Origin of the sequence: Ornithinimicrobium panacihumi, from assembly GCF_052073805.1 — a bacterium.
Taxonomy (GTDB): Bacteria; Actinomycetota; Actinomycetes; order Actinomycetales; family Dermatophilaceae; genus Ornithinicoccus; species Ornithinicoccus panacihumi.
This window is the reverse complement of the sequence record NZ_JBQGWG010000004.1, coordinates 217153-243186: the sequence shown is the minus strand read 5'-3', so window position 1 is coordinate 243186 and position 26034 is coordinate 217153. Positions and strand designations below refer to the sequence as shown.

Genomic DNA, 26034 nt, shown 5'->3' with positions numbered 1-26034 from the left:
GAGGAGGGCGCATGGCCAGATGTGAGCAGTGCCGCCGGTAGGTACGTCGCACCGAGGGGACGATGACCGGACGCCAGCTCTGCCCGGAGTGCTATCGGGACCACGCCATGTACGCCGGAGCCGGTGCCTCGATGGCTTCGGGCGGGGGCGCGGGCGAGGCCGTCGTCACCGGGCTCGGGTCGAAGGCCTACGCGGGTGCGGTCTCCGGGGAGGCCGCGGCCGCCCGGCAGCGGCGCGCCAAGCTGGAGCGGACCTCCGGCTTCTGGCGGCGGCTGTGGGTCCGCGTCGTCGGCTGAGGACTCGCGGCAAGATCGCCCATGACCCACTACCGCCTGCTCGGTCAGGGAGAGGACCCTGCCCTGGTCGTGCCCGGTGGCCCTCTGCTCGACGGGCGGTATCTGGGTGACCTCGGTGGGCTGTCGGCACACCGAGCGCTCGCCGTCCTGGAGCTGCCGCGCGTCGCTGTCTCCGAAGTGGCGGTCCTGATCGAGGCCGCCCGGGACGAGCTCGGTCTGACGACGCTGGACCTGGTCGCGCACTCCGCAGGGGCGGCGGCCGCCCTGTGCTACCTGACGCGGCATCCGCAGCGCGTTCGTCGACTCGTCCTGGTCACCCCGGCCGTCGGCGCCGCGGGCATCGAGGCCGACCCCGAGGGGATCGCGGCCGTCCTGGGCGGTCGGAAGGACGAGCCCGGCATCACGGAAGCGGTCGCCGCGAGAGCCGCCGACCCCACCTCGCTGGAAGCCCAGCGCCTGTGGTTCGGCGCGTGGGGCTCCGCCCAGGATCAGCTGGCCCGGGACTCGCTCGTCGACCGCAGCCAGCGGCTCAGCACCTACTACGCGGATCCGCTGCCCGACCCCGTCTCGCTCCAGGCTGCGGCCGAGGCATTCGTAGGTCCGGTGACGGTCGTGCGGGGCGAGGTGGACCTGCACCCGACCAGGCGCCAGGCCGAGGCGCTGGCCAGCCTGTTTGACAGGGCCGAGGTGGTCACCCTGCCGAAGGCCGGCCACTATCCCTGGCTGGACGACCCCCGCGCGTTCATCGACGTCGTGCTCGCCGCACTCGGACCGGACCCATCGTCGTTGCACGGCTGACGAACTGGCGTGCACTACGCTGGCCGGGCTCGGCCGAACCTCCTGGCCGTCCAGATCGTGAGGAGCGTGCATGGTCAACGTGCTGCTGGCCGGAGGGATCTCGATGGCACTCGCGCTCCTGTGCACGCCGCTGTTCATCCGCTTCCTGGTCCGCCGCTCCTACGGCCAGTTCATCCGGGACGACCTGACCCACCACCACGTCAAGCGCGGCAAGCCCACGATGGGAGGTGCGGTCATCATCGGGGCCGCGATCGTGGGCTACTTCGGGTCGCACGCGGTGCGGCTGGCCCTGGAGGCGCTGGGGTGGGTGGACGTCGTCGACAGTCCCATCTCCCTCGGCGCCCTGCTGGTGCTCTTCCTGCTGACCGGGCTGGGGCTGGTCGGCTTCTTCGACGACTACACCAAGATCAGCAAGGAACGCAGCCTCGGGCTGACCTCGGGGCAGAAGCTGGTCGGCCAGGCCGTCATCACCGTCCTCTTCGCGCTCGCCGCCCTGCTGGTCAAGGACGAGGAGGGTCGCTCCGCCGCCTCCACCGCGGTCAGCTTCGTCCGCGACACCAACCTCGACCTCGCTTTCGCCGGGCCCGTCATCGGACTGATCCTCTTCCTGCTCTGGTCCAACCTGCTCATCACCGGCGCCTCCAACGGGGTCAACATCACCGACGGGCTGGACGGTCTGGCGACCGGCGCCTCGGTCATGGTCTTCGCCGCATACACCGTGATCGGTATGTGGCAGTACACCCAGAGCTGCGAGCTGTCGCCGGGCCCCAACTGCTACTCGGTCAGCGGCGCCCTCGACCTGGCCGTCGTCTCCTGCGCGATCGCCGGCGCGTGCTTCGGCTTCCTCTGGTGGAACGCCGCCCCTGCCCAGATCATCATGGGTGACACCGGGTCGTTGTCCCTCGGGGCCGCACTGGCCGGGCTGGCCATCCTGACCCACACCCAGCTCCTGCTGGTCATCCTCGGCGGGCTGTTCGTCATCGTCACCGCCTCGGTCATCATCCAGGTCATCAGCTTCAAGACGACCGGCAAGCGCGTCTTCCGGATGGCCCCGCTGCACCACCACTTCGAGCTCATCGGCTGGACCGAGGTGACGATCGTGGCCCGCTTCTGGATCGTGGCCGGCACCTGCGTGGCCATCGGCCTGGCGATCTTCTACGGCGACTGGGTGGTCACGCTCTAACCGGGTCCTGCACCCCCGGCCAGCCCGGTGGATGGTGCTTGCGGATGCCGATGGCCGGACCAGCAACTAGCGTTTCCGCCCATGGTCACCGCCGCTTTCGTCGCGCCCTTCCTCATGCCCGCGAGCCAGGCCTTCGCCCTCACCGCCGCCCGGATCCCGGGGGTGCAGCTGGCGATCATCTCCCACGACCCCGCCGAGAAGTTCAGCCCCGAGCTGGCCGAGGCCGTCGTCGGGCACTGGCAGGTCGAGGACCCCTTCGACCCCGCCCAGCTGGTCGAGGCCGTGCGCGGGCTGGAGGGCCAGCTCGGCACGGTCGAGCGGCTCATCGGCGTGCTGGAGCAGCTCCAGGTGCCCGTCGCCGAGGCGCGCGACGAGCTCGGCCTGCCCGGCGTCGACGCGGCGACCGCCCGCAACTTCCGCGACAAGTCGCAGATGAAGGACGTGCTGCACGCCGCCGGCATCCCCTGCGCCCGCCACAGCCTGGTCCGGTCAGCGCAGGAGGCCACCGCCTTCATCGACCAGGTCGGGCTGCCGGTCGTGGCCAAGCCGCCGGACGGCGCCGGCACCCAGGACACCCACCGGCTCGAGGACGACGCCGCCCTGCGCACCTGGCTGGAGGACCACGCCGACAATCTCGAGCAGGGCTGGCTGCTCGAGGAGTTCCTCACCGGCAAGGAGCACACCTACGACGCCGTCACGATCGACGGCGAGACCATCTGGGCGTCCATCTCCGACTACGGCCCGGCCCCGCTGGAGGTGCTGGAGAATCCTTGGGTCCAGTGGACCGTCCTGCTCCGCCGCGAGCTCGACGACGACCCGGCCTACCGGCAGATCCAGGAGATGGGTCCCCGCGCGCTGGAGGCGCTCGGGCTGCGCGACGGCTTCAGCCACATGGAGTGGTTCGAGCGGCCCGACGGCAGCGTCGCGATCTCCGAGGTCGGCGCCCGCCCGCCGGGAAAGCAGCTGGCCGACATGATCGGGATCAGCCACGGCTTCGACTTCACCCGCATGTGGTCCGAGCTGGTGCTGCTGGACCGCTTCGAGCCGGCCGAGCGGACCCACGCGACGGGCACCGCATACCTGAGGGGTATGGGGCAGGGTCAGGTGAAGGAGGTCCACGCGCTGGAGGAGCTGCAGGCCGGGCTCGGCGAGCTCGTGGTGGACGCCAAGATCCCCGAGCCCGGGCAGGACTCCAACGACTCCTACGAGGGTGAGGGGTGGGTCATCGTCCGCCACGAGGACACCCAGGTCGTCAGGGACGCGCTCGAGCGGATCATCAGCACGCTGCGGGTCGAGCTCGTCGAACCCGCCGAGGACGAGCGTCCCAGCATCGTCTTCCTCTCGCCCGGCTTCCCGCTCGAGCAGGCCTACTTCACCCGTGCGCTCGCCGCCGCAGGGGCCCGCGTCATCGGCGTCGGCGACCAGGGCTGGGACGACATCCCGGAGGAGGCGCGCGAGGCGCTGGACCACTACGAGCAGGTGGACTGGGCCGACGAGGACGGGGTCGTGGCCACCCTCAAGGGGCTGGCCGAGCACGTGCGGATCGACCAGGTCGAGTGCACCTGGGAGCCCTATGTCATCCTCGCCGCGCGCCTGCGCGAGGAGCTGGGGCTGCCCGGTCTCACGGTCGAGCAGACCCTGCCCTTCCGCGACAAGGAGCGGATGAAGCAGGTGCTCGACGAGGCCGGCATCCGCACCCCGCGGCATGAGAGCGCCACCACCGCCGACGAGGTCCGCGCGGCGGCGACCCGGATCGGCTACCCGCTCATCGTCAAGCCGGTCGACGGGGCCGGCTCGGCCGACACGCACCGGGTCGAGTCCGACGAGGAGCTGGAGGAGGTGCTGCCGCAGGTCGCCCACGTCGAGGAGCTGTCGGTCGAGGAGTTCATCGAGGGCGAGGAGTTCACCTACGACACGGTCTGCGCCTACGGCAAGGTCGTCTTCGAGAACATCGCCTGGTATCGCCCCCGTCCCCTCGTCGGGCGCACCCAGGAGTGGATCAGCCCGATGACGATCTCCCTGCGCGACATCGAGCGGGAGGACCTGCAGGGCGGGCGCGAGATGGGCCGCCGGGTCCTGGAGGTGCTCGGCTTCGAGAGCGGCTTCACCCACATGGAGTGGTATCTCAAGGACGACGGCGAGGTCGTCTTCGGCGAGATCGGGGCGCGACCGCCCGGCGCGCGCCTCGTCGACGTCATGAACTACTGCGCCGACGGCGACCTCTTCCAGACCTGGGCCGAGGCGGTCGTCCGCGGAGGACGTGACACCGGCGGCACCGACAGCGACGAGAGCGACAGCACCATCGAGCGCCCGGAGCACGTCTACAACGCGGTCAGCCTCTTCAAGCGGGCCGAGGGCGAGGGGGTGATCACCCGGATCGAGGGCCTGGAGGAGCTGCAGGAGGAGTATGGGGCTCACCTCTGCCACGTGGATCTTCTCCAGGTCGGCGAGCCACGTCGCGACTGGAGGGCGACCCTGATCTCCGACGGGATCGTCTTCGTCCGCCACAAGGACCTCGACGAGCTGGTGCGGATCACCGACGACATCGCCGCGCGGCTGAAGTTGCATGCCACGCCCGACGGACCGGCCGGCCCCGACGGAGGGGAAGGGGCCTGAGCGCGTAGGCAATGGCAGGATGTGGCCCCGTGAGCCCGAACAGGATGTGGGACGGCCAGGCCGAGCTGCGCTGGTCGATGGAGAGGCTGGCCGACGAGGCGCTGGACCGGGCCGGGATCGAGCTGGACCCCCGCGGCTTCCTCATCGGCCTGCCCGAGGAGGATCAGGAGCGGCCGATCGCGATCGAGCCGCGCCGACGTGCCTTCGACCTCTCCGAGCTCGACGGGCTGATGACCAAGGCGGAGCGCCGCTTCGCCCGCCGCGCCAAGAAGCTGCCCGACGACGACTCCGCCGTGCACGAGCGGGCCGCGCTGCTGGAGTCCTGCCGTCGCGAGATCGTCGTGGAGGCGCTGACCACCGCGGCCCACTTCGACGACCGCACCGTCTGCGTGGGGCTGTCGGTCGTCGTCGGCGACTACCGGGTCTTCCCGGTCCTGGCCGTGCGGAGCGAGGCCTGGGAGTCGCTCCACCGGCTCAAGCCGCTGTCGGTCGACGGGCTCCAGCTGCCGCAGTCCTTCCCCGACGCCATCGTCGTCGACGTGCTGCGGGCGGCCTCCCGCGAGCTGGACCGCGTCACGCCGACCTCGCTCATGAGCGTGGACGCAGGGGCGGTGCTGCGGGCCGCCGCGGACAGCTTCGTCAACGGGGTCGTCGCCCGCGCCGGGCAGGAGTTCGCGCACGGCGTCCGCGACGCGCTGGACGCGGTCAGCGCCCAGACCTACGAGGGCCGCACCAGCCTGGGTTCGCTGGCCCTCGCGCCGCGGGGGGACGCCTGCGTGGAGGCCCAGGTGACCTTCGAGCACGAGATCCCGCTCAGCGTCGCCCGCTCCCTGCGCAAGGCCCTGGAGATGTCGGGCCGCGGTATGCGGTTGCTCACCGACGGTCGCCTCGTCCACGGGCTCGGGGAGATCAAGACCTCCTACGACAAGCGGCAGGAGCGCTGCTTCGTCGTGCAGGTCGTCGGCAACGGCACCTGGGAGCTCGCGCACGCCGGGACGCCGTTGATCCGGGTCGAGCACGGCCAGCCCAGCCTGCCCCGGGAGCCCGTCGACCCCGACCTCTTCGACGACACCCTGCGGCGGGTCTTCTCCCGGTCGGTGGAGTGCGACTCCGAGGGCCTGTGGGAGATGACCCAGGAGTGCGTCCGACAGCAGCACGGCACCATGCTCGTGGTCCACCCCGAGGCGGCGGCGGAGGGTCGGCGGCTGCTGCCGCAGGCCTACACGATCGAGCCCACCCGCCTCGGGCCCGAGGCGCTGCGCAGCCTGACCAACGTCGACGGCGCCGTGCTGGTCTCCCCGGACGGCGTCTGCCACGCCGTCGGCGTCATCCTCGACGGTGCCGCCACCGGCACCGGCGACGGATCGCGGGGCGCCCGCTACAACTCGGCGATCCGCTACCTGGCCGGCGAGGGTCAGGGCGCGATGGTGATCATCGTCAGCGAGGACGGCCGCATCGACCTGCTGCCGCACCTGCGGCGCCGGGTCCGCCGCGACACCGTCCAGAAGGTCCTCGACCGGTTCGTCCAGGCGGTCGAGGACGAGGAGGACTACGAGAAGCTCGCCCGCCTCGACGACCGGTGCGGCGACCTCGAGTTCTACTTCGACCTCGACCAGTGCCAGGTCCTCAACGAGGCCCGGGAGTCGGTCGAGCAGCGCCGCTGGGAGGAGGAGCGGGTCCGGCTCCAGGTCGTGCCGGTGCAGCCGCACCCGGCGATGGACGACGGCTACTTCCTCGACCCCGTGAGCTGACGGTCCTTCTAGCCCTCGGGCAGGAGCAACCGACCGCGCACCAGCAGCACGAGCGTGCCGACCAGGACACCCACGTTGAGCAGCGTGGAGGCGAGGAGCAGGAGGACGGCAGCGACCTCATACCCGATCCCGGGCAGTCCGTCGGCGACCACGAGGCCGGCGGAGGCGGCCGAGGCGAAGGGGAAGGTGTAAGACCAGTAGGGCAGGCCGAAGGGCACCCGCCGCAGCGCCGGCCACTGCGCCGCCACGAGCAGCACGAAGATGATCGTGGTCGCGTAGAGGACCCGTGCCAGGGGCGCCTCGAGATCCCCGGTGAGCGACTGCCAGGACAGCAACCCCATCGCCGGCGGGGCCACGAAGATCGCGTAGGTCGGCAGCAGCCTGGGCGCGAACGGGGTCGAGTGCAGGACCACGCGGTAGAGCACCAGCGGCAGCAGCGCGATCCAGAACAGGATCCCGACGCCGAAGGTGAACCACGCCAGCTCCACCGAGCCGATCCGGGGCGCGCCCAGCGGCGTGACGATGTTGCCCACGACCGGGATGAACCACGCGGGCGTGATGTGCTCGACCCCGATGTCCTCGCGCACGGTCCACGCCGACATCGCCCAGACGGTCGCGACGAGCTGCCCGACCGCCCCGGCCCACCACAGCCCGACCGCGACCGGCCGGGCGAGGTCCTGCAGCGCGGTGCCCAGCACGAGCAGCGCGATGGTGATGGTGGGGACGAAGGAGATGCGCATCGGATGGCGCAGCTCGGCCAGCACCGTGTGCGGCCAGCGGACCACCTTCGTCAGGTATGCGGTCACGACCGTGGCGAAGAGGACCGTCGCCACCGCGACGAAGAGATGGGAGGGCCACATCGGCAGGTCCCAGACCTCGGCGGCCCGGTGCCAGGCGAGCGCGCTGCCGCCGGTGCCCATCACGGAGGCGAAGACGGAGACGGGCAGGTGGGCCAGACCGTGGTCGGACTGCGGGGACAGCCTGGTAGAGGGGAGGGTGGTGGCGGGCACGGCCCTGACTCTAGGCCGCGCCGGTCCCGGCGACGACGGGGTGCCCGCGCGCCAGGCGGCGGTGCCGCCCTCGACCGAGACGGCGTCGTAGCCCAGGGCGCCGAGCAGGTCGGCCATCGAGCTGCTGCGGTTGCCGGTCTCGCAGATCACGTGCACGGGTCGGTCCTTGAGGACCGGGCCGAGCATCGCGGTGATCCGGCTCATCGGTGCGGGCACCGCCCCAGGGACGTGGCCCTGGACGTACTCAGCCGGCTCGCGCACGTCGAGGACGAAGCCGCCGTCGGCGTGGCGGGCGACGAAGGTGGTCAGATCGATGGTTCGGGACACCCGACGAAGATACCCCCTGGGGTATGAAAGCGACAACGTGGCACCCTGGCCACATGACCACCCTGAGCCGGGACGGCAGCGTGCACGTCACCGACGAGAAGTTCAACACCGCCTCCCACCTGCTCGGGGCCTGCCTGGCCGTCCTCGGCACGGCGCTGCTCGTCGCGCAGGCCGGCGCCCAGGGCGACCCGTGGAAGATCGTGGGGCTGAGCATCTACGGCGCCTCGCTCATCACGCTCTTCGTCTGCAGCACCCTGCACCACGGCCTGGACCGTGGGCCGCGGGTCAACGACATCCTGCGCACCCTCGACTACACCTCGGTCTTCCTGCTCATCGCCGGCACCGTGACGCCCCTGGTGCTGGTCCTCTTCCGTGACGTTTTCGGCTGGGCGGTGCTGGGGGCGGTATGGGGCATCGCGGCTCTGGGGGTCGTGCTCCGCTCGGTCTGGCGGCAGCTGCCGAAATACGTAACCAACACGCTCTACATCGGGCTGGGCTGGATGCCGACGGCGCTGCTGTTCTCCGGTGTGGACCTGCCGACCGGGGCGCTGGCGCTGATGGCGGCCGGTGGCCTGGTCTACAGCGTCGGCTTCGTGATCTTCGTCCTCGAGCGGCCCAACCTGCGGCCAGGGGTCTTCGGCTTCCACGAGCTGTGGCACGTGCTCGTGATGGTCGCGGCCTGCTTCCACTTCCTGCTCATGTATCTCTACGTCCTGCCCGCCTGAGCGGCATAAATACCCCCTGGGGTATTGCTATCATGGGAGCAACCCCGATCCGACGACGCTCATGGGCTTCCGCGAGGGCATCCTCGTCTTCTCCCAGCCCGGCGCGCTGCCCGCCCGGTCCCTCGAGCAGGTCATCGAGGGGATCAAGGGTCTGGACATGACCGACATCAAGGCTCAGGTGACCCGCCAGCGTGAGTTGCTCGACCTGCCCAAGGAGGTCGACCTCGACACCCTGGCTGACCGTCTCGCCGACGGGGCGGACCTCATCGACTGCCGCGAGCCGGGGGAGTACCGCGCCGGCCACGTCCCCGGCGCCGAGCTGATCCCGCTGGGCACCCTCCCGCAGAAGGTGGACCAGGTGCCGACCGATCGGCCCGTCTATGTCGTGTGCGCCAGCGGCGGGCGCAGCCTGCAGGCGATGGACTTCCTCCGGCGCGCCGGGGTCGAGGCCTACTCGGTGGCGGGCGGGACGGCGGCCTGGCAGGGCTCCGGGCGAGAGATCGTGACCGGACCCTACGCCACGGCCGAGGTCTGACAGCCGCCGGCGCAGCCCCTCGGGCCTGGGTCTTCCCGGGCGAATGATGTGGCCCGATCGCCCCTACGGGTTTGCTCGCCCACAGCGAGCAAACCCGTAGGGAGGGTAGGGGTCAGCAGGGGAGGCTCCCGCACGCGCCTCCGGTCACGACCCGGTGGGCGAGGCCGGCGAGGACGAACGCCACCCCATACCCGAGACCGGGGCCGGAGGCCCCGTCACTGATCGCGGCGGCTCCCAGGACGGACAGGACCAGACCGACGATGCCGCAGGGGCTGCCGACGGACTGCGCCGGGCTCTGGCAGCCCGCCGGGAGGTAGGTGACCAGCGTCAGCGAGAGCGCCAGGGCGGCGCCGATGAGCAGCGGCGCGGTCGCGCTGGGGCTTGAGCCGCTCCACCAGAGCAGTCCGAGGAGGACCGGCCACACGGCCAGGGCCAGGAGCAGGCGGGGGCGTGGCCACAGCGACCGCACCGTGGCCAGGCGGCCGGTGCGCACCTGGACCAGGTCAACGGGCGGGGTGGTTATGGCGTCACCAGGGGTCGGCCGGAGCGGGTCCAGGCGCCGATGCCGCCGTCGAGGTGGTAGGCGGAGACGAAGCCGAGGTGCTCCATCACCGCCAGGGCCTTGGCCGAGCGGTTGCCGCTGCGGCAGTAGACGGCGTAGGGCACCTTCGGGTCGAGCTCACCCAGTGCCGTCTCGAAGCCGGAGGCCGAGACGTCGATGTTGACCGCGCCCTCGATGTGCCCGGCGGCGAACTCCTGGGGCGTGCGCACATCGATGAGCACGGACCCCGGGGACTGCATGGCGGTGGCGAAGTCGTCCGCGCCCAGCGCGGAACCGCCCCGGGGTGGCGGCACCATGGCCGCGAGCTGGTCGCCCTCGGGCTCGTCCGCGTCAGGGCTGCAGGCGGCGAGACTGCCCAGGGCGAGGGGCAGGAGAAGTGCGGTGCGTCGGCTGATCATCGGGGGTGCTCCTGGGTCACGGGTCGGAGCCAGGTCAACGTCTCGACGCCGCCCTGGAGCTCCAGTCTCCTCCACAGCACGCTGCCGGGCACAGCCTGGCTGGCGTGAGCGTCGATCGCGCGCCGCTGGTTGGCCCGGTCGACCTCGATCGTCATGGTCTCGACGCTCCCGCGGCCCACGAAAGGGACGCCCGTCTCCTCGAGCAGCCGGGCGGCGATCTCGTCCGGGATCGTCCACGCCAGGACCGGCAGGTCGTGCTGCCGCGCGACGGCGACCGCGGCGTTCGTCGCGGCGATGTGGTCGGGGTGTCCGGAGATGCCCGTGCTGTCCATGACGAGCAGGCCGTCCGGCGTCACGGAGGCCACAGCCTTCCGGACGGGGGCCTGGAGCGTCTCGAGGTCGAGGTCGGCGAGGCCGCCGTCGGGCAGGTCGAGCAGCTCGGTCGAGCGGGCGCCGAGCTCCCGCGCCGCGTGCTGCAGCTCGGCGGCCCGGATGGCCGCCAGGTCGGGGGCTGCGCCCAGCGTCGAGGCCTCGCCCTGGGTCAGGCACAGGACGTGCACCGCCGAGCCCGCCCGCGCGAGGGCGTCGATGACGGCGCCCAGGCCGAAGGACTCGTCGTCAGGATGGGCGACGACCACCAGCACCGTGCCCCAGGCGGGCAGGGTGCCAGGAGGTGAGATGGTGCTCGGAGCCATGGCTGCATCATACCCCAGGGGGTATGTGGTTGAACTCGCCCGCTCCTCGCCTCCCACACGCCTCGTCCGTGCCTACGGGTTTGCTCGCTGTCAGCGAGCAAACCCGTAGGGGCCCGTGGAGTGGTCAGGAGGGTGGGGTCAATCCCGGGCCGGGACGAGCTCGCGCGGCCAGCAGGACCCCGCCCACGACGAGCAGGCCACCGCCCAGCTCGAGGAGTGCGGGCCGCTCGCCGAGCACCCACCAGGCGGCGAGGATCCCGACGACCGGCACGAGCATCGAGAAGGGCGCCACGACCCCGGCGGGGTGGCGAGCCATCAGCCACACCCAGATCCCGGACCCCACGACCGTCCCCAGCACGACGGTGTAGGCCAGCCCCACCCACGCCGGGAGCGCGGTGGGCGTGCCGGAGGTGGCCAGGGAGCGCCATACCTGGTCCGGTCCTTCGACGAGGAGGGAGAGTGCGAGCATCGGGACCGGCGGCACCACGGACATCCACAGGGTCAGGTGCAGGGGGTTCGGCGCGGCGGCGAGCCTGCTGGCGAGGTTGCCGAAGGCCCAGCCGAGGGCGCCGAGGACGACGAGCAGGAAGGGCCACCAGGACGTCGCCTCCGCGCGGGTGATGCCGACGACCGCGAGCCCGCAGACGGCGATCGCGACCCCGATCACCCGGCGACGGGTGAGGTGCTCGCGCAGGAAGAGGGCGCCGAGCAGCACCGTGAAGGGGGCCGACGCCTGGAGCACCAGCGAAGCCAGGCCGGTGGGGAAGCCAGGAAGTTGAGCCCCCACAGCGTGGCGACGAGCGCGGCGAGGAGGACGTGGCGGGTGGGCACGCTAGGCCTGCGTGGCCGCCAGCTTGACCGCGAAGCCCAGGAAGGCGGCGCCGACGCCGGCGGACAGCGCAGCCTTGGTCCGCTGGCGCTTCTTGAAGGTCGCCGCGAGGTAGGAGCCGCCGAAGATCAGGATCGACAGGTAGGTGAAGCTGAACAGCTGCGCCCAGGCCCCGAGCGCCAAGAAGGACAGCGCCGGGTAGGGATAGGCCGGGTCGACGAACTGCACGAAGAAGGAGACGAAGAACAGGATGGCCTTGGGGTTGAGCAGGCTCACCACGAAGGCCCGGCGGAAGGGATTCTCGACCTCCCCGCGGGGTGGGGCGCTCTCCACGACGGCCTCGGTGAGGACCTCCTCGACCATCTCGGCATCGGTCTGCCGGGTCCTCTGCCGGGCCCTCCAGCCGACCACGGCCCCGCGGAGCAGCCCGAAGGCGAGGTAGACCAGGTAGGCGGCACCGGCCCACTTGATCACCGAGAACAGGATCGGGGTGGTGCGCATCAGCGAGGCGATCCCGCCGGCGGCGAGGATCATCAGGGCGGCGTCGCCGGCGAAGACACCGCACGCCGCGCGGTAGCCGTCCCGCGTCCCGCGGCGGGCCGAGACGGACAGCACGTAGAGCGAGTTCGGCCCCGGGAGGAGCACGATCAGCAGGAGGCCGAGCAGGTAGGTCGGCAGGTCGGTGATGCCCAGCACGAGCACATTCTGGAGCCGCTCCGCGCGCGCCGACAAATCTGGCCGTGAGGCTCGCCACCGAGGGGCTGGTCAGCGGGAGTGCCCGCAGGTGCCGCAGGGCTCGGCCTTCCACGGGTTGAGGGCGGCGGACAGGCCGATGAGCGCGACCGTGGCACCGATCCGGGCCAGGCTCGCCCAGGATTCGGACCACCCGTCGAGCAGGTCCGCGCGGCCCCACCAGATCACGAAGGCGACGACGAGCCCCATGGTCACGGCCCACCACAGGGCGCTCAGTGCGGTGCGGCGATCAATGTGCTCGGTCCCCTCGTGCTGGGTGCCGTCGTGCTCGGCGGCGTCGCGGTGGGCGGCCTCGTGCTGGGCGGCGTCGTGGAGGGCAACCGGGGAAAGGGTCTGTGAGTTCGTGTTCATGTCTTCAGACTCGCCCGGGCGGGCAGCCTCTGGCATCAGACCATCGTCGAGTGGACAGGTCCGAAGGTCTACGGTCCGCCAAGGACCACGTAGACCGGGGACGGATCGGGCCCCGCCCGGGTGCGCGGGGCCTCCAGCGCCCGCGCCCCCTGCTTGCGAGCGTGCTCGACCGCGGCCCTCGCCAGCTCGCCGCTGACCCCTTGGCGCCGGTGCCCCGCTCGCACGAACAGGCAGGTCAGCGCCCACACGGACGCGTCGGTCCGGTCCTCCTCACGCCCTTTCCAGGGCACCGTGAAGACCCGCACCAGCCCCCGGTATGCGGCACGCGGCGCCACCGCGCACCACCCGACCGGCACCTCGTCGAGATAGGTGACCAGGCCGCTCGTGGTCCGCGCGCCAGGCACGCCGCAACACCGTCCGCCACGACCCTCGTCATGACCCGCCCAGATGGGCCGGCAGGGCGGGCTCCAGCCCGAGCCAGGTGGCCAGGTCGTGGATCTCGGCGACCACGCGCTCGCGGCGAGCGGCACTCCATATCCCATCCTCGTGGAGCGCATCCACCCGCAGGACGCCCGCCTTGCGGTCGGCGGTGGCGTCGAGCTTGCCGCAGAGGGTGTCGCCGTCGAGGACCGGGAGCGCGTAGTAGCCCCACTTCCGCTTCGCGGCGGGCTTGTACATCTCCAGGATGTAGTCGAAGTCGAGCAGCTCGGCCATCCGGCGCCGGTCGAAGACGAGGCGGTCGATCGGGGAGAGCAGCGCGGCCCGCCCCTGCCACGGGGCGTCGTCGAGGTAGGCCGGGTCCACCGACCAGGTGCCCCGCACCCCGTCGACGACGGCCGGCTCGCCCGCGTCACCGGCGTCGAGGGACTCGACCGGGCACTGCGGCCCGCGCGGGCGCAGGATGCCGAGGGCGGCGAGCCGGCGACGGTCCTGCTCGGCCTGCGCCTCCTCGAGCGGCACCGTGGGCACGTCGGGATAGACGCGCTCGGCCAGGTCCCACAGCGGCTGGCCCTTGACGCGGCCGGACACCGCGATCTCGCCGCGGGCGACCATGAAGTCGATGAGCCGCCGGACGTTCTTGTCGTTGGTCCAGCCGGTGGACTGCCACGGCACCTGCGTGGTGTCCGGGATCTCCGCGGTCGTCAGCGGACCCTCGGCGTCGAGCAGGTCGAGCACGTCACGGCGGGCCGCGTCGTTGGCCTCGACCCACCGGGCGTTGCGCTCGTGCGTCAGCTCGGGCCAGGCCTGCATCTCCGCGCGATAGAGCCCGATGTCCTCCGCCGGCCGGATGTGGCCGAGGAATTCCACCAGGGCCCGCTCGGCGAGGAGCCGGTCGAGCTCGCCGGTGTCGTAGGAGCTGCCCAGCCGGCTCCAGAGCACGAGATGCTGCGCCGGCGCCACGGCCTTGACGACGTCGATCTGCAGGTGGTTCAGCTCGCGGACGGTCTCCATGACGTCGACCGGTCGGTCCTTGGTGAGCAGCTGGGCGCGGACGAGCACGCGCCGGGCATCCCGTGCGGTGAGGCGGTGCGGCTCGCTCATGGCGGTCAGGATAGGGCCGCCCGCGGACAGGAGGTGTCCGCGAGACGGGGAGGGGGCTCAGCGGTCGTAGGCCGTGGCGTGCGTGGGCTCGTAGAGCAGGATGTCGTCGGCCCCCGGCACCTTGAGCATCGCGACGATGCCGAAGCCCATGTCCTGCGGCTCGGAGGAGAACTCCGCACCGCGCCCCCGCAGCTCGGCCATCGTCGCCTCGAGGTTGTCGCACATGAGGCAGATCTCGTGGTGACGCTCGCCCGTCCAGTCCCCGGTCTGCGTGGGGTGGACGCCGAGCTCGCTGGGGCCGGTGCTGAAGATGAGCCAGTCGGCGGGGTCCTGCGAGCCGGAGTCGACGCTCCGGTCGCTGCCGTCCTGGGCCTCGGAGACGAACGCCCAGCGCAGGACGTCCTTGAGGAAGGCCCGCGTGGCGGGCGCGTCGTCGGAGTAGATCAGGGTGTGCACCGCGGTGATCATGTCCCTACCTTGGCAGCACCCAGGAAGTCCTGCTACCCCTTGCCTCGTGCTCACCGACCTCTGGGGCCGCATCCTCAGCACCCAGCCCCCGCTGACCTGGCAGGTCAGCCTCGTGCTGGGGGTCGTCGCGCTGCTGGTGACGTGGAGCCCGATCGGCTACGCGGTCGTGCGCCACCTCGTCACCCTCGTCCACGAGGCGGGGCACGCGGTGGTCGCCGCCCTCGTCGGGCGACGGCTCTCCGGGATCCGGCTGCACTCCGACACCTCCGGCCTCACGGTGTCCCGGGGACGCCCTGACGGGCCGGGCATGGTGGCGATGCTCGCCGCCGGCTATCCCGCACCCGCGCTCGTCGGCCTGGGCGGGGCGCTCGTCCTCGGCCAGGGGTATGCGGCAGCTCTCCTCTGGGGGCTCGTCCTCCTCTGCGCGTGCCTGCTCCTGCTGGTCCGCAATCTCTACGGACTGTGGGTGGTGCTGGTCACCGGGGTCCTGGTCGGCGGGTTGTCCTGGGTGGCGACGCCGGAGGTGCTGTCGGGTGCTGCCTATCTGGTGGTGTGGGCGCTCCTGCTGGCCGCTCCACGCTCGGTGGTGGAGCTCCAGCGGCAGCGGTGGCGGCGGCGCGAGCGCACCAGCGATCCCGACCTGCTGGCCCGGGTGACGGGGGTCCCGGCGACGCTGTGGGTCGGGCTCTTCTGGCTGGTGTGCGCCGCTGCGTTGGTCGTCGGTGCCTGGCAGCTGCTGCCCGGCCTCGGGCACTGACCCGGGTCGTCAGTCGACGACGATCTCGACCTCGAAGCCCTGGGCGTTCTCGACGAACAGGGCGGTGTGGTCCGGTCCGCCGGCGTGCGGGTAGTCCTCGGCGAAGAGCTCGGTCCAGCCGTGCTCCCCGCAGCCGGTGCGCAGCCGGTCCAGCTCCTCGCGGGTCTCGACCCGGAACGCCAGGTGGTTCAGGCCCGCCCGCATCCGGTCGTGCGGGGCGGTGACCACGCACGAGCCGACCTGGGTCGAACCTATGCGTGACGCGGTGGCGCTCGGCTGGGAAGGCAGGGTGGACCTCGACCTGGCCAGGCACCTGCTCGGCGGCTGGACCGACGAGCTCATCGAGCGCGGCACAGAGTTGGCCGACGCGCTGGTGCGCCAGACGCTGGAGTCGGTCCGGGACGAGGGGCAGGGGCAGAGGCCGGCCGCCGTGGATGTGTCGGTGCCGGATGGCAGGCTGTCCCCGTGACCCTCTCCTCCCGCGCGACCCGACCTGCACCCAGGCCGAGCACGCCCACGTGGGTGCGCCGCCTCACACCCGTGCTCGTGCTCGTCGCCCTGATGTGGGCGACCGAGATCGTCGACGTGGCCACGCCGTTGAGCCTGGACCGCTTCGGGATCCGCCCGCGCGAGCTGGGGCACCTGCAGGGGATCGTGCTCAGCCCGTTCCTGCACCTCGGTTTCGGGCACCTGATCGCCAACACCGTCTCGCTGCTGGCGCTGGGCGGTCTCCTCGCGCTGACCACGCGTCACCTGTGGCTGGTCACCGCCGGCGTCGTCCTGCTCGGCGGCCTGGGGGTGTGGCTGCTCGGCGGGCCCAACACCGTGCACATCGGGGCCAGCGGGGTGGTCTACGGGTATGCAGCTTTCCTCGCCGTCTACGGGTTCGTCGCCCGCCGTTGGGGCTCGGCGGCGGTCGGTGTGCTGGTGATCGTGGTCTACGGCTCGATGCTGTGGGGCGTGCTGCCGCTGCGTGCCGGGGTGTCCTGGCAGGCGCACCTGTTCGGTGCGCTCGCGGGCGTGGCGATGGCGGTCTGGCTGGGGAGGACGGACCGGGCCGGCCGCGTCCGCGCCTGACGCGGGTCGTCCGCACGACCGGCTCGCGACCGGCGACACGCTCCGAACGGGCCCGGGCATGCAGCAAGCCTCGACGGGGGGACAGTCACGTCGAGGCTCGGCACCTCAGACTGTAGCGAAGGCCCGACCTTTCTGTCAGGGACACACCGATGCGTGCGACCTCAGCCGGCTGCGCACGGTGGATCACGACATGTGGGCCGGAGGCCCAGGCCTCACCCGGACGCCCGCGGCAACCTCGCCAGCCGCGCGGCCTCGTCGCTCGGCACCTCCTGCGCCTCGTTGGGATCCCGCTGCGGCACCACCTCGGTGACGCGGTAGATCCCGTCCTCGCGCAGCAGGTAGCGGTAGTCCACCAGATCCCGCCGCAGCGTGGAGATGTCGTCGTGGGCGGTCCGCAGGATGTCGTTGACCTCCCGCTCCGGATAGTCGCGCCCCACCTCGAAGCGCTCCAGCAGGTGGAGCAGCACGGCCACCCGGGCCCTGCGCTTCGTCGGGATGGAGCGGAGTCGCGGCCCGTCGAAGAAGGAGCGCACCGTGCGCTCCACGAACGGGTCGGTCGCAGGCTCGCCCGTCGAGTCGTCGGCCGGGGACGGCGAGTGGGAGGGGGCTGGTGCGGGCTGCTCCAGGAGCGCCGCCCGGGCCGTCGTGTAGTTCTCTCCGGTGCGTTCCATGCGCGCACGCACCAAGGCCTTGAAGTCGGCGTCGGTCGTCATGATCCACCTTCCGCGAGCACGCACCCAGCCGACGTGATCGCTGGGGGTCAGCAACCGCATACCGAAACAACGCCCGAGGATCTGCTCCCCTTCGCCGTTGTGCTCCGCGGGCTGGGCGCGGTGCGGGCTGGGCGCTGGGTGACGCCCTCGGATCTTTAGGGTATGCGGTGGACCTCGCCTCGTCACGCCGGTTTCCGGGCGGGGGAGGGGGTGCGGTCCTACGATGACGCCATGGTCAGGCGACTCAAGGACAACATGGGCGCCGACGCGCTGCGCGCGGCGACCGGGCGGGACCACGAGGGCTGGCGCGACCTGCTGACCGAGGCGGGGGCGATGGGGTGGAGCCACGCCGAGACGGCTCGGTGGCTGGTCGAGACCCAGGGCGTCAGCGGGTGGTGGGCGCAGGGGATCACCGTCGACTTCGAGCAGGCCCGCAAGGGACGCCTCCCGGGCCAGAAGGGCGACGGCACCTTCGCCACGTCGGCGACCCGGACCATCCCCGGTGAGCGGCTCGAGGCGCTGGCCGCGGTCAAGGAGTCGGTCCAGGCGGTCCACGGCGAACCGAGCGCGATGAACCTCGCCGCCTCGATGCCGGTGGTGCGCTGGAAGCTCGAGGACGGTGGCCGGCTCTCGGCGGCCGCCGGCGCGGAGAAGACCACCGGCACCCCGATCACCCTGACGCGGGAGAAGCTCGCCTCGGCCGACGACGTCGCCCCCGCCAAGGACGAGCTGGTCGCGATGCTGGAGTCCGCCAAGGGCTGAGAAGCCGCGACCGGCGACACGTCCTGCTCCGCTCAGGACGCGGGCCCGCCCTGCCCCTCGACCAGGCTGAAGCCGGCGATCTCCCGGTGCGTGAGCGCCACCCACGCCCCGACCGCCAGGCAGGCCAGGGCGCCGATGACCGCCGCCGCAGCGGGCGTGGTGAGCCCGGCGACGGCGCCGGCGCGGGCGTTACCGAGGTCGGGACCCGCCACGGCGATCACGTGCTCCACCGAGCTGACCCGGCCCAGGTGGCTGTCCGCGGTCGCCAGCTGCACCATCGCCGCGCGCGAGGTGACCGAGACGGTGTCGGCGGCCCCGGCGAGCACCAGCGACCCGAGCGCCAGCCAGGGCGAGGTCGCCGCACCCAGTCCGAAACCGAGGGTCCCCACGCCCCAGGCGGCGACGGCCAGCAGCTGCACCCGCCCGAGCCGTGGAGCGCGGGTGACCAGCCCGGAGAAGATCCCCGCGGTCACGCCGCCGACGGCCACCGCGGTGAGGAAGAAGCCCAACGTCCGCGGGTCGCCGTCGAAGAGCTCCTGGTTGACCATCGGGAAGAGCGCGATCGGGAAGGCCAGCAGGGTCGCGGCGAGGTCGAGCAGGAAGGACCCGCGCAGCACCGGGTCCCGACGTACGAGATCGACCCCCTCGCCGATGAGCACCAGCCCCCGCCGCGTGCGCCGCCAGACCCGATCAAAGGCCTTCTCGGGTATGCGGTCTCCCGCCTCCCCCGCCCCCTCGCCCTCGGGGACCGCTGCCGCCACCCCCGCCCGGCTGGCCGGCAGCTTCCGGAAGGACCACCAGGAGACGACCAGGAAGACAGCGTTGACCAGGTAGCAGGCCGCCACCCCCGCGCCACCGATGATCAGCCCGCCCAGCGCGGGGCCGATCATCATCGTCACCTGGAAGCCGATCATGTGCAGCGCGACGCCGGCCGCGACGAGATGGGCGGGCAGCAGCCGGACAGTGAAGGTCCGTCGCGCCGGCGAGCCCAGCGCGCTGGCCGCGGTCTGCACCCCGATCAGGGTCAGCAGCAGCGGCAGCGGGTAGAGCCCCAGCACCAGCTGCGCCCCCAGCACCAGCGCGGTGACCGCCTGCACGGCGGTGGACCACAGACCCACCAGCCGCCGGTCCAGCACGTCGGCGACCGGTCCACCGATGAGGCCGAAGACGATCATCGGGACGGCCTGGACGAGGCCGATCGCGCCGACCCAGAAGGGATTGCGCGTCATCTCCCAGACCTGGAAGAGCACGGCGACGACGGCGATCTGGGCGCCGAGCCCGGCGAGCAGCCCCCCGCCCCAGTACCACCGGAAGGGCGCACCGTGCCTGAGCGGCCTCAGGTCGATCATGGCTCCCTTCACCGCCGTAACCTATCCGACGCCACGACGCCGGTGGCGGGATGCGACCCATGGCCTATCTCGTCCGCCAGGAGGACCTCGCGCCACCCGTCACCGCGCCGATCGAGCCGGACCACGGCCTGCCGCGGGCCTGCGTCATCGGGGGAGGGTCCTCGGGGATCGCGGCGGCCAAGGCGCTCTACCTGGCCAGGGTCCCCTTCGACTGGTTCGAGCAGGGCACGGTCCTGGGCGGCAACTGGGTGATGGACAAACCCAACGGCGTCTCGGCCTGCTACGAGTCCCTGGAGATCAACACCTCCTGCCCCCGGATGGCCTTCAGCGACTTCCCGATGCCGCCCGACTACCCGGACTACGCCCGCCACGACCAGGTGGCGGCCTACTTCGAACGGTATGTGGATCACCTCGGTCTGCGTGATCTCGTCACCTTCTCCACGCGCGGAAGGCCCGTCTGCCCGACTATCCCGGCACCTTCACCGGCGAGCAGCTGCACGCCCAGGACTACCGCGGGGCGGCCCAGCTCGAGGGCCGGGACGTCCTCGTGGTCGGCGCGGCAACTCGGCGATGGACATCTCGGTCGCCGGGATCGGGGTGGCGAGGTCGGTCACGGTCTCCCAGCGCCGCGGCGAGTGGGTGCTGCGCAAGCACCTCCTGGGACGGCCGGCCGACCAGGTGGGGCTGCCGTCGTGGGCGCCCTGGTGGGCGACCAGGGCGCGGCTCACGCTGGGAGTGCTGCTGTCCGGCAACCGGAAGCGGGGCGGTCTGCCCCGGCCGGACCACGCCCCGGGCACCTCCCACCCGGTCCAGTCCGTGCACTTCCTCGACGCCGTCCGGGACGGTCGCATCGCCACCCGCCCCGGGATCGCCTCCCTCGACGGCGACCGGGTCCGCTTCGTCGACGGCACCTCCACGCCGGCGGACCTGATCGTCTGGGCCACGGGTTACGAGGTGGCCTTCCCCTTCCTGGAGAAGGTCCTGACGGTGCAGGACAACGACCTGCCGCTGTGGTTCCGCACCCTCGACCCGGACCGACCCGGTCTGTTCTTCATCGGGCTGGCCCAGCCGGTGGGAGCCACCATGCCGATCGCCTGCAGCGCGAGCGGCGGCGGGGCCGGATCCGGGCACAGTCCTACGGGCAGTAGGAGATAGACTGGCTGCCCCCCGCACGGACACGCCCCAGGAGGCAGCAGATGCAGGTAGCCAGCAAGGTCTTCGTCGTCACCGGTGGCGGCAACGGGATCGGTCGGGAGGTCGTGCTGGGGCTGCTGCAACGAGGGGCGACGGTCGCTGCGGTCGACCTGCGCGCCGAGTCCCTCGAGCAGACGGCGGCCCTGGCCGCGGCGGCCGACCGGCTCAGCCTGCACACCTGTGACATCAGCGACCGCGAGGCGGTCGAGGCGATGGCCGGCGAGGTGCTCGAGCGGCACGGGCTCGTGGACGGCCTGCTCAACGTGGCCGGGATCATCCAGAAGTTCGTCCCCTTCGCCGAGCTCTCCTACGAGGAGATGGGGCGGGTGCTGGACGTCAACCTCTGGGGCACGATCCACACCACCAAGGCCTTCCTGCCCACGCTCACGGCCCGGCCGGAGGCCTGCATCGTCAACGTCTCGAGCATGGGCGGCTTCCTGCCGGTGCCGGGGCAGACCCTCTACGGCGCCAGCAAGGCCGCGGTCAAGCTGCTGACCGAGGGTCTCTACGCCGAGCTGCGCGGGACCCCCGTCAGCGTGACCATCGTCTTCCCGGGCGCGATCGGCACCGAGATCACCGCCAACTCCGGGGTGGACGCCCCTGGCTCGGGCACGCGGCAGGTGTCGGCCGAGGACTCCGCCCGACGCATCATGCCAGCCCCCGACGCGGCCAGGCAGATCATCGAGGACGCGGTCGAGAAGGGTCGTTACCGGGTCACCGTCGGCAAGGACGCCACGATGCTGGACCGGCTCTCCCGTCTGGCGCCCCAGCGGGCCACCGACCTCATCGCCAAGAAGATGGCGGACCTGCTCGGCTGACCGGCGACACGCGGCCCGGTTCCGCAGGTTCCCGAAGCGGCCCCGTCGCTCGACCGGCCCGTCACTTCTTCCCCACGGATCCTTCCGTTACGGCAGGATGGACGGACCCACGGCCCGCCGATGACGTCCCCAGGTGGGCCCACCACGCTGTCCTTCCGTTGGATGGAATAACCTATCCGTTCCACGGGAAGTCAGGAGAGAGTGATGTCCGCACCCGCGTCCTCGGCCGATCTGGTCGCCGAGCTCACCGCCGACCTGGACGAGCGCCTGCGGGAGGCCGACGCCGACCTGGTCGCCCGCTTCCCCGGCGACGTGCCCGCCCGCCAGCCGGTGCACACCGTCTACGTCCCCGCCGACGCCTACGACGCGGACCTGGTCCCTCGCTGGGGCGAGGAGGCCACCGGGGCGATGGCCGAGCATCGCGAGGTGCTGGCCGACCTGCTCGGCGTGGCCGCGGTCGAGGTGCTGCCGCTGGTGGAGGACAAGCTGGCCCGCGAGCCGATCGAGGACCTGCGCATCGACTTCGAGGACGGCTACGGCAACCGCTCCGACGACGAGGAGGACGGCCACGTGGCCGCGGCCGCCGCCGCCCTGGCCGCCTCGCAGGCCGCAGGCAGCGCCCCGCCGTTCACCGGCATCCGGTTCAAGAGCTTCGAGGCGCCGACCCGGGCGCGCGGCATCCGCACGCTGGCCACCTTCGTCGACGGACTCCTGTCCGCCGGCGGCTCGGTCGAGGGCTTCGTGGTCACCTTCCCCAAGGTGACCAGCGTCGAGCAGGTCGAGGCGATGGTCCACGCCAGCGAGCGGATCGAGCAGACTCTGGGCCTGGACGAGGGTGCGCTGCGGCACGAGATCCAGGTCGAGACCCCGCAGTCCATCCTCGGCCCGGACGGCACGGCGCTCGTGGCCCGCATGATCCACGCCGGCCAGGGGCGGGTCACCGCGCTGCACTACGGCACCTACGACTACTCGGCCTTCTGCGGGATCCCCGCGCCCTACCAGTCGATGGAGCACCCGGTCGCCGACCAGGCCAAGCTGGTGATGCAGGCCGCCGCCGCGGGCACCGGCGTGCGGCTCTCGGACGGCTCCACCAACATCCTGCCGCTGGGGTCGGCCGAGCAGGTGCGCGAAGGCTATGAGCTGCATACCCGCCTCATCCGCCGTTCGTTGGAGCGCGGCTACTACCAGGGCTGGGACCTGCACCCCTCCCAGCTGCCGAGCCGCTTCGCCGCCACCTACGCCTTCTACCGCGAGAACTACCCCGCCGCCGCCGAGCGTCTGCGCAACTACCTGGGCAAGGCCGGCGGCAATGTCATGGACGAGCCGGCCACCGCGCGCACGCTGGCCGACCTCGTCGTCCGCGGCCTCGACTGCGGGGCGCTCCGACCCGAGGAGGTGGCCGACTCGACCGGCGTCACCGCCCAGACCCTGACCGATCTCGCGCGTCCGTGCCGCGCCTGACCCCGCGGCCCCGACGCATCCGACCCAAATCGGTTGGGGTATTGTGCCCAGAACCCTTGACGGCGGCGTGGGGCACCCCTACTCTTCCAATATTCGGTAGTCAAATTCCGCATCGTGGATGCACGTCGCGGAGCGCCACAAAGGAGTGTGAAGACCATGAGCATCGTGCTCGGGACCAACCAGTACGGCAAGGCCGAGAACCGCATCGTGCGGATCGTCCGCGACACCGACCGCCACGAGATCCGTGACATCAACGTCTCCACCTCCCTGCGTGGTGACTTCGCCGAGGCGCACTCGGTGGGGGACCAGGCCAAGGTGCTGCCGACCGACACCCAGAAGAACACCGCCTTCGCCTTCGCCAAGGAGGTCGGGATCAACTCGATCGAGGAGTATGCGGTCGCCCTCGGCACCCACTTCCTCACCGCGGCGCCGGCGGCCTCCGGCTCCCAGATCCGCGCCGAGGAGTACGCCTGGGACCGCATCCAGGTCGACGGCCAGGGCCACGACCACAGCTTCGTCCGTCGCGGCACCGAGACCCGCACCACCGTGGTGACGGTCGACGGTCGTGACGCGGACCAGCAGGTCTGGGTCGTCTCCGGCTTCGAGGACCTCGTCGTCCTGAAGTCCACGGGCTCGGAGTTCAAGGGCTTCCTGAAGGACAAGTACACCTCCCTCCAGGAGACCGACGACCGCATCATGGCGACCTCGCTGACCTGCCGCTACCGCTGGGGCAGCACCGAGGGTGTCGACTTCAACGCCGTCTACGAGTCGGTCAAGGCGCTGTGCCTGGCCGCCTTCGCGACCACCTACAGCCGCGCGCTGCAGGAGACCCTCTTCGCGATGGGTCGCGACGTGCTCGAGGCCCACCCCGAGATCGCCGAGATCCGCTTCTCCGCGCCCAACAAGCACCACTTCGACTACGACCTGGGTCGCTTCGGCGTGGAGAACAACTCCGAGGTCTACATCGCCGCCGACCGTCCCTACGGCCTCATCGAGGCCTCGGTCACCCGCGACGACGCTCCCGAGTCCGGCCAGGCCTGGGACTACGTCCGCTCGTTCATCTGAGTCCTCCGGCTCCCCACTTTCCCACGACCAAGGAAGGTCCCATGTCGGCCGACGTCCACGGTTTCAACGCCCTCGGAGACGCCGAGGCGCGCCACCTGCTCGCCAGCTGTCTCGACGTGCCGCGGTGGGTCGAGGAGGTCAACGCCGGTCGGCCCTACGCCGACCTCGACGCCCTCCTCGCCGCGGCCGACTCCTCGGCGCGCACGCTGAGCGCCCAGGAGCTGGACTCGGCCCTCGCCGGTCACCCCCGCATCGGGGAGCGCGCCGGCGCGGGGCACAACGCCGAGGCCTCCTCGCGGGAGCAGGCCGGCGTCGACACCCGGGACGCCGACGTGGCGTCGCGGCTCGTCGCCGGCAACGCCGCCTACGAGGAGCGCTTCGACCGGGTCTTCCTGATCCGGGCCGCCGGCCGGTCCGGCGAGGAGATCCTCGCCGAGCTCGAGCGACGCCTCGGCAACGACGACGACACCGAGCGTGCCGAGGTCGTCGACAACCTTCGTGAGATCACCCTCCTCCGACTCGAACAGGCGGTCTGAGCCATGGCCTCGTTGTCCACCCACGTCCTTGACACCGCGCTGGGTCGTCCGGCCGAAGGTGTCGCCATCGTGCTCACCGACGCCGAGGGTGCCGAGCTCGGCGGCGGCAGCACCGACGCCGACGGCCGCATCGGCCGGATCGGCCCGGAGGATCTCGCCCCCGGCGACTACACGTTGACCTTCGCCACCGGCGACTACCACCGGGCGACCGGCCAGGAGGGCTTCTACCCCTCCGCGGCGGTCACCTTCACCGTGTCCGAGGGCGTGCCGCACTACCACGTGCCGCTCGTCCTCAATCCCTACGCCTACTCCACCTACCGCGGCAGCTGAGGCTGCCGAAGGATCCGCCCCCGCGGATCCTTCGAGAGGCGACCGCCCGTGAGAGCGGCGGTCCGACCTTCTCGGGTATGAGGCACCCGTCACCCTCGCGGTGGCACCACGTGACGCCACGTCCGACTGCGCCCTACCCTCTTACAAAATGGAAATAAGTGTCCACGATACGAAAACCTAAGGAGAACGAGAGACCATGAGCACCCAGCCGCACGGCCTGCGCTACCTGGCCAACTGCTCGATGCTCTTCACCGAGGAGCCCCTGCTGGACCGTCCCCGCGCCGCGGCGGAGGCCGGCTTCACCGCCATCGAGTTCTGGTGGCCGTGGCCGGACAACCCGACGCCGTCCCAGGGCGAGGTCGACGCCTTCGTCCGGGCGGTGGAGGAGTCCGGCGTGCAGCTGGTCGGCCTCAACTTCTTCGCCGGCGAGCTCACCGGGTCCACCGACGCCGGCACCCTGTCCCTGCCGGCCCGCTCGCAGGAGTTCCGCGACAACGTCCCGGTGGCGGTCGCGATCGGCGAGCGCCTGGGCGTCAAGGCCTTCAACGCGCTCTACGGCGTGCGCGTGGACGACTCCACACCTGAGGAGCAGGACGCGCTCGCCCTGGAGAACCTGGCCTACGCCGCGCAGGAGGCGGCCCGCATCGGCGCCACCGTCCTCATCGAGCCGGTCAGCGGCCCCAAGCCCTACGCGCTGCGCACCGCCGAGGACGCCGTCCGCGTGGTCGAGGTGCTGCGCGCCCAGGGCCACGACAACGTCGGCTTCCTCAACGACCTCTTCCACCTGGCCAACAACGGCGACAACCCCGCCGCGGCCGTGGCCGCGCACACCGACAAGACCGCCCACGTCCAGATCGCCGACCATCCCGGTCGTGGCGAGCCGGGCACCGGCGAGCTCGACCTGGACGGTCTGCTGGCCGACCTGGAGGCGCGCGGCTACGACGGCTACGTAGGCCTGGAGTACAAGCCGACCACCTCCACCACCGAGAGCCTGGCCTGGCTCCCGGCCGAGCGCCGCGGCTGACACCCGTCACGACACCGACGCGGCGGGCTCGTCCGCCCGTCCCTGCCACCGCAGACCACCCCGCACCTAGCGCGACAGCACCAGTCGCCACCACCAGGCAAGGAGAAGA

Annotated in this window: 31 protein-coding genes and 1 pseudogene; 19 read left to right on the top strand and 13 right to left on the bottom strand. The window is 71.7% G+C overall.

Going from position 1 to position 26034, the window contains the following annotated elements; genetic code table 11:
• The first annotated feature begins 62 nt into the window (after window positions 1-62).
• From ACTMMA_RS06645 to ACTMMA_RS06625, 5 genes are all read left to right on the top strand, one after another.
• Complete coding sequence (locus tag ACTMMA_RS06645; protein ID WP_441189325.1) at window positions 63-296, top strand: hypothetical protein; 234 nt, start codon at window positions 63-65, stop codon at window positions 294-296.
• Window positions 297-317: 21 nt separating this feature from the next.
• Window positions 318-1094 (top strand): alpha/beta hydrolase, encoded by a 777-nt coding sequence (locus ACTMMA_RS06640; protein WP_441189324.1) that lies wholly within the window; start codon window positions 318-320, stop codon window positions 1092-1094.
• Window positions 1095-1164: 70 nt separating this feature from the next.
• Entirely contained in the window at window positions 1165-2277 is a 1113-nt protein-coding gene (mraY, locus tag ACTMMA_RS06635) for a phospho-N-acetylmuramoyl-pentapeptide-transferase (protein ID WP_441189323.1), read from the top strand.
• 81 nt (window positions 2278-2358) lie between these two features.
• Window positions 2359-4893: an ATP-grasp domain-containing protein gene (locus tag ACTMMA_RS06630; RefSeq protein WP_441189322.1), complete on the top strand. Its 2535-nt coding sequence runs from the start codon at window positions 2359-2361 to the stop codon at window positions 4891-4893.
• A gap of 29 nt (window positions 4894-4922) precedes the next feature.
• Window positions 4923-6644 carry a DNA integrity scanning protein DisA nucleotide-binding domain protein gene (locus ACTMMA_RS06625; RefSeq protein WP_441189321.1) on the top strand — a complete coding sequence of 574 codons (1722 nt, stop codon included), beginning with the start codon at window positions 4923-4925 and terminating at the stop codon, window positions 6642-6644.
• Between the two features lie 8 nt (window positions 6645-6652).
• Here the strand turns inward: ACTMMA_RS06625 and ACTMMA_RS06620 are convergent, their stop codons facing one another.
• Window positions 6653-7981: an SLAC1 family transporter gene (locus tag ACTMMA_RS06620; RefSeq protein WP_441189320.1), complete on the bottom strand. Its 1329-nt coding sequence runs from the start codon at window positions 7979-7981 to the stop codon at window positions 6653-6655.
• A 53-nt stretch (window positions 7982-8034) separates the two neighbouring features.
• Here ACTMMA_RS06620 and trhA point away from each other — a divergent pair, with 53 nt between their 5' ends.
• Window positions 8035-8706, top strand: coding sequence for a PAQR family membrane homeostasis protein TrhA (gene trhA / locus ACTMMA_RS06615; RefSeq protein ID WP_441189319.1), 672 nt, complete (start codon window positions 8035-8037; stop codon window positions 8704-8706).
• A 61-nt stretch (window positions 8707-8767) separates the two neighbouring features.
• On the top strand, window positions 8768-9241 hold the full coding sequence (locus ACTMMA_RS06610; protein ID WP_441189318.1) for a rhodanese-like domain-containing protein: 474 nt from the start codon (window positions 8768-8770) through the stop codon (window positions 9239-9241).
• A 112-nt stretch (window positions 9242-9353) separates the two neighbouring features.
• Here ACTMMA_RS06610 and ACTMMA_RS06605 read toward each other — a convergent pair whose 3' ends face one another.
• The 9 genes from ACTMMA_RS06605 to ACTMMA_RS06565 all read right to left on the bottom strand — a co-directional run bounded on the left by ACTMMA_RS06605 (window position 9354) and on the right by ACTMMA_RS06565 (window position 14839).
• Window positions 9354-9734, bottom strand: a complete 381-nt coding sequence (locus ACTMMA_RS06605) for a hypothetical protein (protein WP_441189317.1) — start codon at window positions 9732-9734, stop codon at window positions 9354-9356.
• Between the two features lie 26 nt (window positions 9735-9760).
• Window positions 9761-10201 (bottom strand): rhodanese-like domain-containing protein, encoded by a 441-nt coding sequence (locus tag ACTMMA_RS06600; RefSeq protein ID WP_441189316.1) that lies wholly within the window; start codon window positions 10199-10201, stop codon window positions 9761-9763.
• A complete protein-coding gene (locus tag ACTMMA_RS06595) occupies window positions 10198-10896 on the bottom strand; it encodes a PIG-L deacetylase family protein (protein ID WP_441189315.1) in 699 nt (232 codons plus the stop codon). The genes ACTMMA_RS06600 and ACTMMA_RS06595 overlap by 4 nt, the downstream gene beginning before the upstream one ends.
• Window positions 10897-11020: 124 nt before the next feature.
• Window positions 11021-11638, bottom strand: coding sequence for an EamA family transporter (locus tag ACTMMA_RS06590; protein WP_441189314.1), 618 nt, complete (start codon window positions 11636-11638; stop codon window positions 11021-11023).
• A 90-nt stretch (window positions 11639-11728) separates the two neighbouring features.
• Window positions 11729-12421: a leucine efflux protein LeuE gene (gene leuE / locus ACTMMA_RS06585; protein ID WP_441189313.1), complete on the bottom strand. Its 693-nt coding sequence runs from the start codon at window positions 12419-12421 to the stop codon at window positions 11729-11731.
• Window positions 12422-12490: 69 nt separating this feature from the next.
• Window positions 12491-12829, bottom strand: a complete 339-nt coding sequence (locus tag ACTMMA_RS06580) for a hypothetical protein (RefSeq protein WP_441189312.1) — start codon at window positions 12827-12829, stop codon at window positions 12491-12493.
• A 68-nt stretch (window positions 12830-12897) separates the two neighbouring features.
• The gene (locus tag ACTMMA_RS06575; protein WP_441189311.1) at window positions 12898-13233 is read right to left on the bottom strand and encodes a GNAT family N-acetyltransferase; all 336 of its coding nucleotides are present in this window, start codon (window positions 13231-13233) and stop codon (window positions 12898-12900) included.
• Between the two features lie 28 nt (window positions 13234-13261).
• Window positions 13262-14371 carry a DNA glycosylase AlkZ-like family protein gene (locus ACTMMA_RS06570; protein WP_441189310.1) on the bottom strand — a complete coding sequence of 370 codons (1110 nt, stop codon included), beginning with the start codon at window positions 14369-14371 and terminating at the stop codon, window positions 13262-13264.
• A gap of 57 nt (window positions 14372-14428) precedes the next feature.
• Window positions 14429-14839, bottom strand: a complete 411-nt coding sequence (locus tag ACTMMA_RS06565) for a VOC family protein (RefSeq protein ID WP_441189309.1) — start codon at window positions 14837-14839, stop codon at window positions 14429-14431.
• Between the two features lie 46 nt (window positions 14840-14885).
• Here ACTMMA_RS06565 and ACTMMA_RS06560 point away from each other — a divergent pair, with 46 nt between their 5' ends.
• Complete coding sequence (locus ACTMMA_RS06560; protein WP_441189308.1) at window positions 14886-15596, top strand: M50 family metallopeptidase; 711 nt, start codon at window positions 14886-14888, stop codon at window positions 15594-15596.
• Between the two features lie 9 nt (window positions 15597-15605).
• On the opposite strand, the gene ACTMMA_RS06555 is transcribed toward ACTMMA_RS06560, so the two are convergent.
• A complete protein-coding gene (locus ACTMMA_RS06555; protein WP_441189307.1) occupies window positions 15606-15824 on the bottom strand; it encodes a VOC family protein in 219 nt (72 codons plus the stop codon).
• Here ACTMMA_RS06555 and ACTMMA_RS06550 point away from each other — a divergent pair.
• Complete coding sequence (locus ACTMMA_RS06550; protein WP_441189306.1) at window positions 15817-16065, top strand: hypothetical protein; 249 nt, start codon at window positions 15817-15819, stop codon at window positions 16063-16065. The two genes, ACTMMA_RS06555 and ACTMMA_RS06550, sit on opposite strands and share 8 nt — an antisense overlap.
• Entirely contained in the window at window positions 16062-16673 is a 612-nt protein-coding gene (locus ACTMMA_RS06545) for a rhomboid family intramembrane serine protease (protein ID WP_441189305.1), read from the top strand. The genes ACTMMA_RS06550 and ACTMMA_RS06545 overlap by 4 nt, the downstream gene beginning before the upstream one ends.
• 212 nt (window positions 16674-16885) lie before the next feature.
• On the opposite strand, the gene ACTMMA_RS06540 is transcribed toward ACTMMA_RS06545, so the two are convergent.
• Window positions 16886-17386 carry a DUF2087 domain-containing protein gene (locus ACTMMA_RS06540; protein WP_441189304.1) on the bottom strand — a complete coding sequence of 167 codons (501 nt, stop codon included), beginning with the start codon at window positions 17384-17386 and terminating at the stop codon, window positions 16886-16888.
• 231 nt (window positions 17387-17617) lie between these two features.
• Between ACTMMA_RS06540 and ACTMMA_RS06535 the strand changes: the two genes are divergently transcribed.
• Window positions 17618-18148 carry a hypothetical protein gene (locus ACTMMA_RS06535; protein ID WP_441189303.1) on the top strand — a complete coding sequence of 177 codons (531 nt, stop codon included), beginning with the start codon at window positions 17618-17620 and terminating at the stop codon, window positions 18146-18148.
• 32 nt (window positions 18149-18180) lie between these two features.
• Here the strand turns inward: ACTMMA_RS06535 and ACTMMA_RS06530 are convergent, their stop codons facing one another.
• Complete coding sequence (locus tag ACTMMA_RS06530) at window positions 18181-19497, bottom strand: MFS transporter (RefSeq protein WP_441189302.1); 1317 nt, start codon at window positions 19495-19497, stop codon at window positions 18181-18183.
• Between the two features lie 50 nt (window positions 19498-19547).
• Between ACTMMA_RS06530 and ACTMMA_RS06525 the strand changes: the two are divergent.
• The 8 genes and pseudogenes from ACTMMA_RS06525 to ACTMMA_RS06490 form a co-directional block, all read left to right on the top strand.
• A pseudogene (locus tag ACTMMA_RS06525) lies at window positions 19548-19883 on the top strand (flavin-containing monooxygenase); the annotation flags it as partial.
• Window positions 19884-20067: 184 nt separating this feature from the next.
• Window positions 20068-20652 (top strand): NAD(P)/FAD-dependent oxidoreductase, encoded by a 585-nt coding sequence (locus tag ACTMMA_RS06520; protein WP_441189301.1) that lies wholly within the window; start codon window positions 20068-20070, stop codon window positions 20650-20652.
• Between the two features lie 41 nt (window positions 20653-20693).
• On the top strand, window positions 20694-21509 hold the full coding sequence (locus tag ACTMMA_RS06515) for an SDR family NAD(P)-dependent oxidoreductase (RefSeq protein WP_441189300.1): 816 nt from the start codon (window positions 20694-20696) through the stop codon (window positions 21507-21509).
• Window positions 21510-21713: 204 nt separating this feature from the next.
• Window positions 21714-22970, top strand: coding sequence for a DUF6986 family protein (locus ACTMMA_RS06510; RefSeq protein WP_441189299.1), 1257 nt, complete (start codon window positions 21714-21716; stop codon window positions 22968-22970).
• A gap of 156 nt (window positions 22971-23126) precedes the next feature.
• Window positions 23127-24035, top strand: a complete 909-nt coding sequence (pucL, locus tag ACTMMA_RS06505) for a factor-independent urate hydroxylase (protein WP_441189298.1) — start codon at window positions 23127-23129, stop codon at window positions 24033-24035.
• Between the two features lie 41 nt (window positions 24036-24076).
• Window positions 24077-24571 (top strand): 2-oxo-4-hydroxy-4-carboxy-5-ureidoimidazoline decarboxylase, encoded by a 495-nt coding sequence (gene uraD, locus ACTMMA_RS06500; RefSeq protein ID WP_441189297.1) that lies wholly within the window; start codon window positions 24077-24079, stop codon window positions 24569-24571.
• A gap of 3 nt (window positions 24572-24574) precedes the next feature.
• Complete coding sequence (uraH, locus tag ACTMMA_RS06495; RefSeq protein WP_441189296.1) at window positions 24575-24901, top strand: hydroxyisourate hydrolase; 327 nt, start codon at window positions 24575-24577, stop codon at window positions 24899-24901.
• A gap of 196 nt (window positions 24902-25097) precedes the next feature.
• Entirely contained in the window at window positions 25098-25925 is an 828-nt protein-coding gene (locus ACTMMA_RS06490; RefSeq protein WP_441189295.1) for a hydroxypyruvate isomerase family protein, read from the top strand.
• Window positions 25926-26034: the final 109 nt, after the last annotated feature.

Coding starts and splice junctions, on each gene's coding strand:
- ACTMMA_RS06645 (WP_441189325.1), top strand. CDS start 63: ATGACCGGACGCCAGCTCTGCCCGGAGTGCTATCGGGACCACGCCATG.
- ACTMMA_RS06640 (WP_441189324.1), top strand. CDS start 318: ATGACCCACTACCGCCTGCTCGGTCAGGGAGAGGACCCTGCCCTGGTC.
- mraY (WP_441189323.1), top strand. CDS start 1,165: ATGGTCAACGTGCTGCTGGCCGGAGGGATCTCGATGGCACTCGCGCTC.
- ACTMMA_RS06630 (WP_441189322.1), top strand. CDS start 2,359: ATGGTCACCGCCGCTTTCGTCGCGCCCTTCCTCATGCCCGCGAGCCAG.
- trhA (WP_441189319.1), top strand. CDS start 8,035: ATGACCACCCTGAGCCGGGACGGCAGCGTGCACGTCACCGACGAGAAG.
- ACTMMA_RS06610 (WP_441189318.1), top strand. CDS start 8,768: ATGGGCTTCCGCGAGGGCATCCTCGTCTTCTCCCAGCCCGGCGCGCTG.
- ACTMMA_RS06600 (WP_441189316.1), bottom strand. CDS start 10,201: ATGATCAGCCGACGCACCGCACTTCTCCTGCCCCTCGCCCTGGGCAGT.
- ACTMMA_RS06595 (WP_441189315.1), bottom strand. CDS start 10,896: ATGGCTCCGAGCACCATCTCACCTCCTGGCACCCTGCCCGCCTGGGGC.
- ACTMMA_RS06580 (WP_441189312.1), bottom strand. CDS start 12,829: ATGAACACGAACTCACAGACCCTTTCCCCGGTTGCCCTCCACGACGCC.
- ACTMMA_RS06570 (WP_441189310.1), bottom strand. CDS start 14,371: ATGAGCGAGCCGCACCGCCTCACCGCACGGGATGCCCGGCGCGTGCTC.
- ACTMMA_RS06565 (WP_441189309.1), bottom strand. CDS start 14,839: ATGATCACCGCGGTGCACACCCTGATCTACTCCGACGACGCGCCCGCC.
- ACTMMA_RS06540 (WP_441189304.1), bottom strand. CDS start 17,386: ATGACGACCGACGCCGACTTCAAGGCCTTGGTGCGTGCGCGCATGGAA.
- ACTMMA_RS06535 (WP_441189303.1), top strand. CDS start 17,618: ATGGTCAGGCGACTCAAGGACAACATGGGCGCCGACGCGCTGCGCGCG.
- ACTMMA_RS06530 (WP_441189302.1), bottom strand. CDS start 19,497: ATGATCGACCTGAGGCCGCTCAGGCACGGTGCGCCCTTCCGGTGGTAC.
- ACTMMA_RS06520 (WP_441189301.1), top strand. CDS start 20,068: ATGGACATCTCGGTCGCCGGGATCGGGGTGGCGAGGTCGGTCACGGTC.
- ACTMMA_RS06515 (WP_441189300.1), top strand. CDS start 20,694: ATGCAGGTAGCCAGCAAGGTCTTCGTCGTCACCGGTGGCGGCAACGGG.
- ACTMMA_RS06510 (WP_441189299.1), top strand. CDS start 21,714: ATGTCCGCACCCGCGTCCTCGGCCGATCTGGTCGCCGAGCTCACCGCC.
- pucL (WP_441189298.1), top strand. CDS start 23,127: ATGAGCATCGTGCTCGGGACCAACCAGTACGGCAAGGCCGAGAACCGC.
- uraD (WP_441189297.1), top strand. CDS start 24,077: ATGTCGGCCGACGTCCACGGTTTCAACGCCCTCGGAGACGCCGAGGCG.
- uraH (WP_441189296.1), top strand. CDS start 24,575: ATGGCCTCGTTGTCCACCCACGTCCTTGACACCGCGCTGGGTCGTCCG.
- ACTMMA_RS06490 (WP_441189295.1), top strand. CDS start 25,098: ATGAGCACCCAGCCGCACGGCCTGCGCTACCTGGCCAACTGCTCGATG.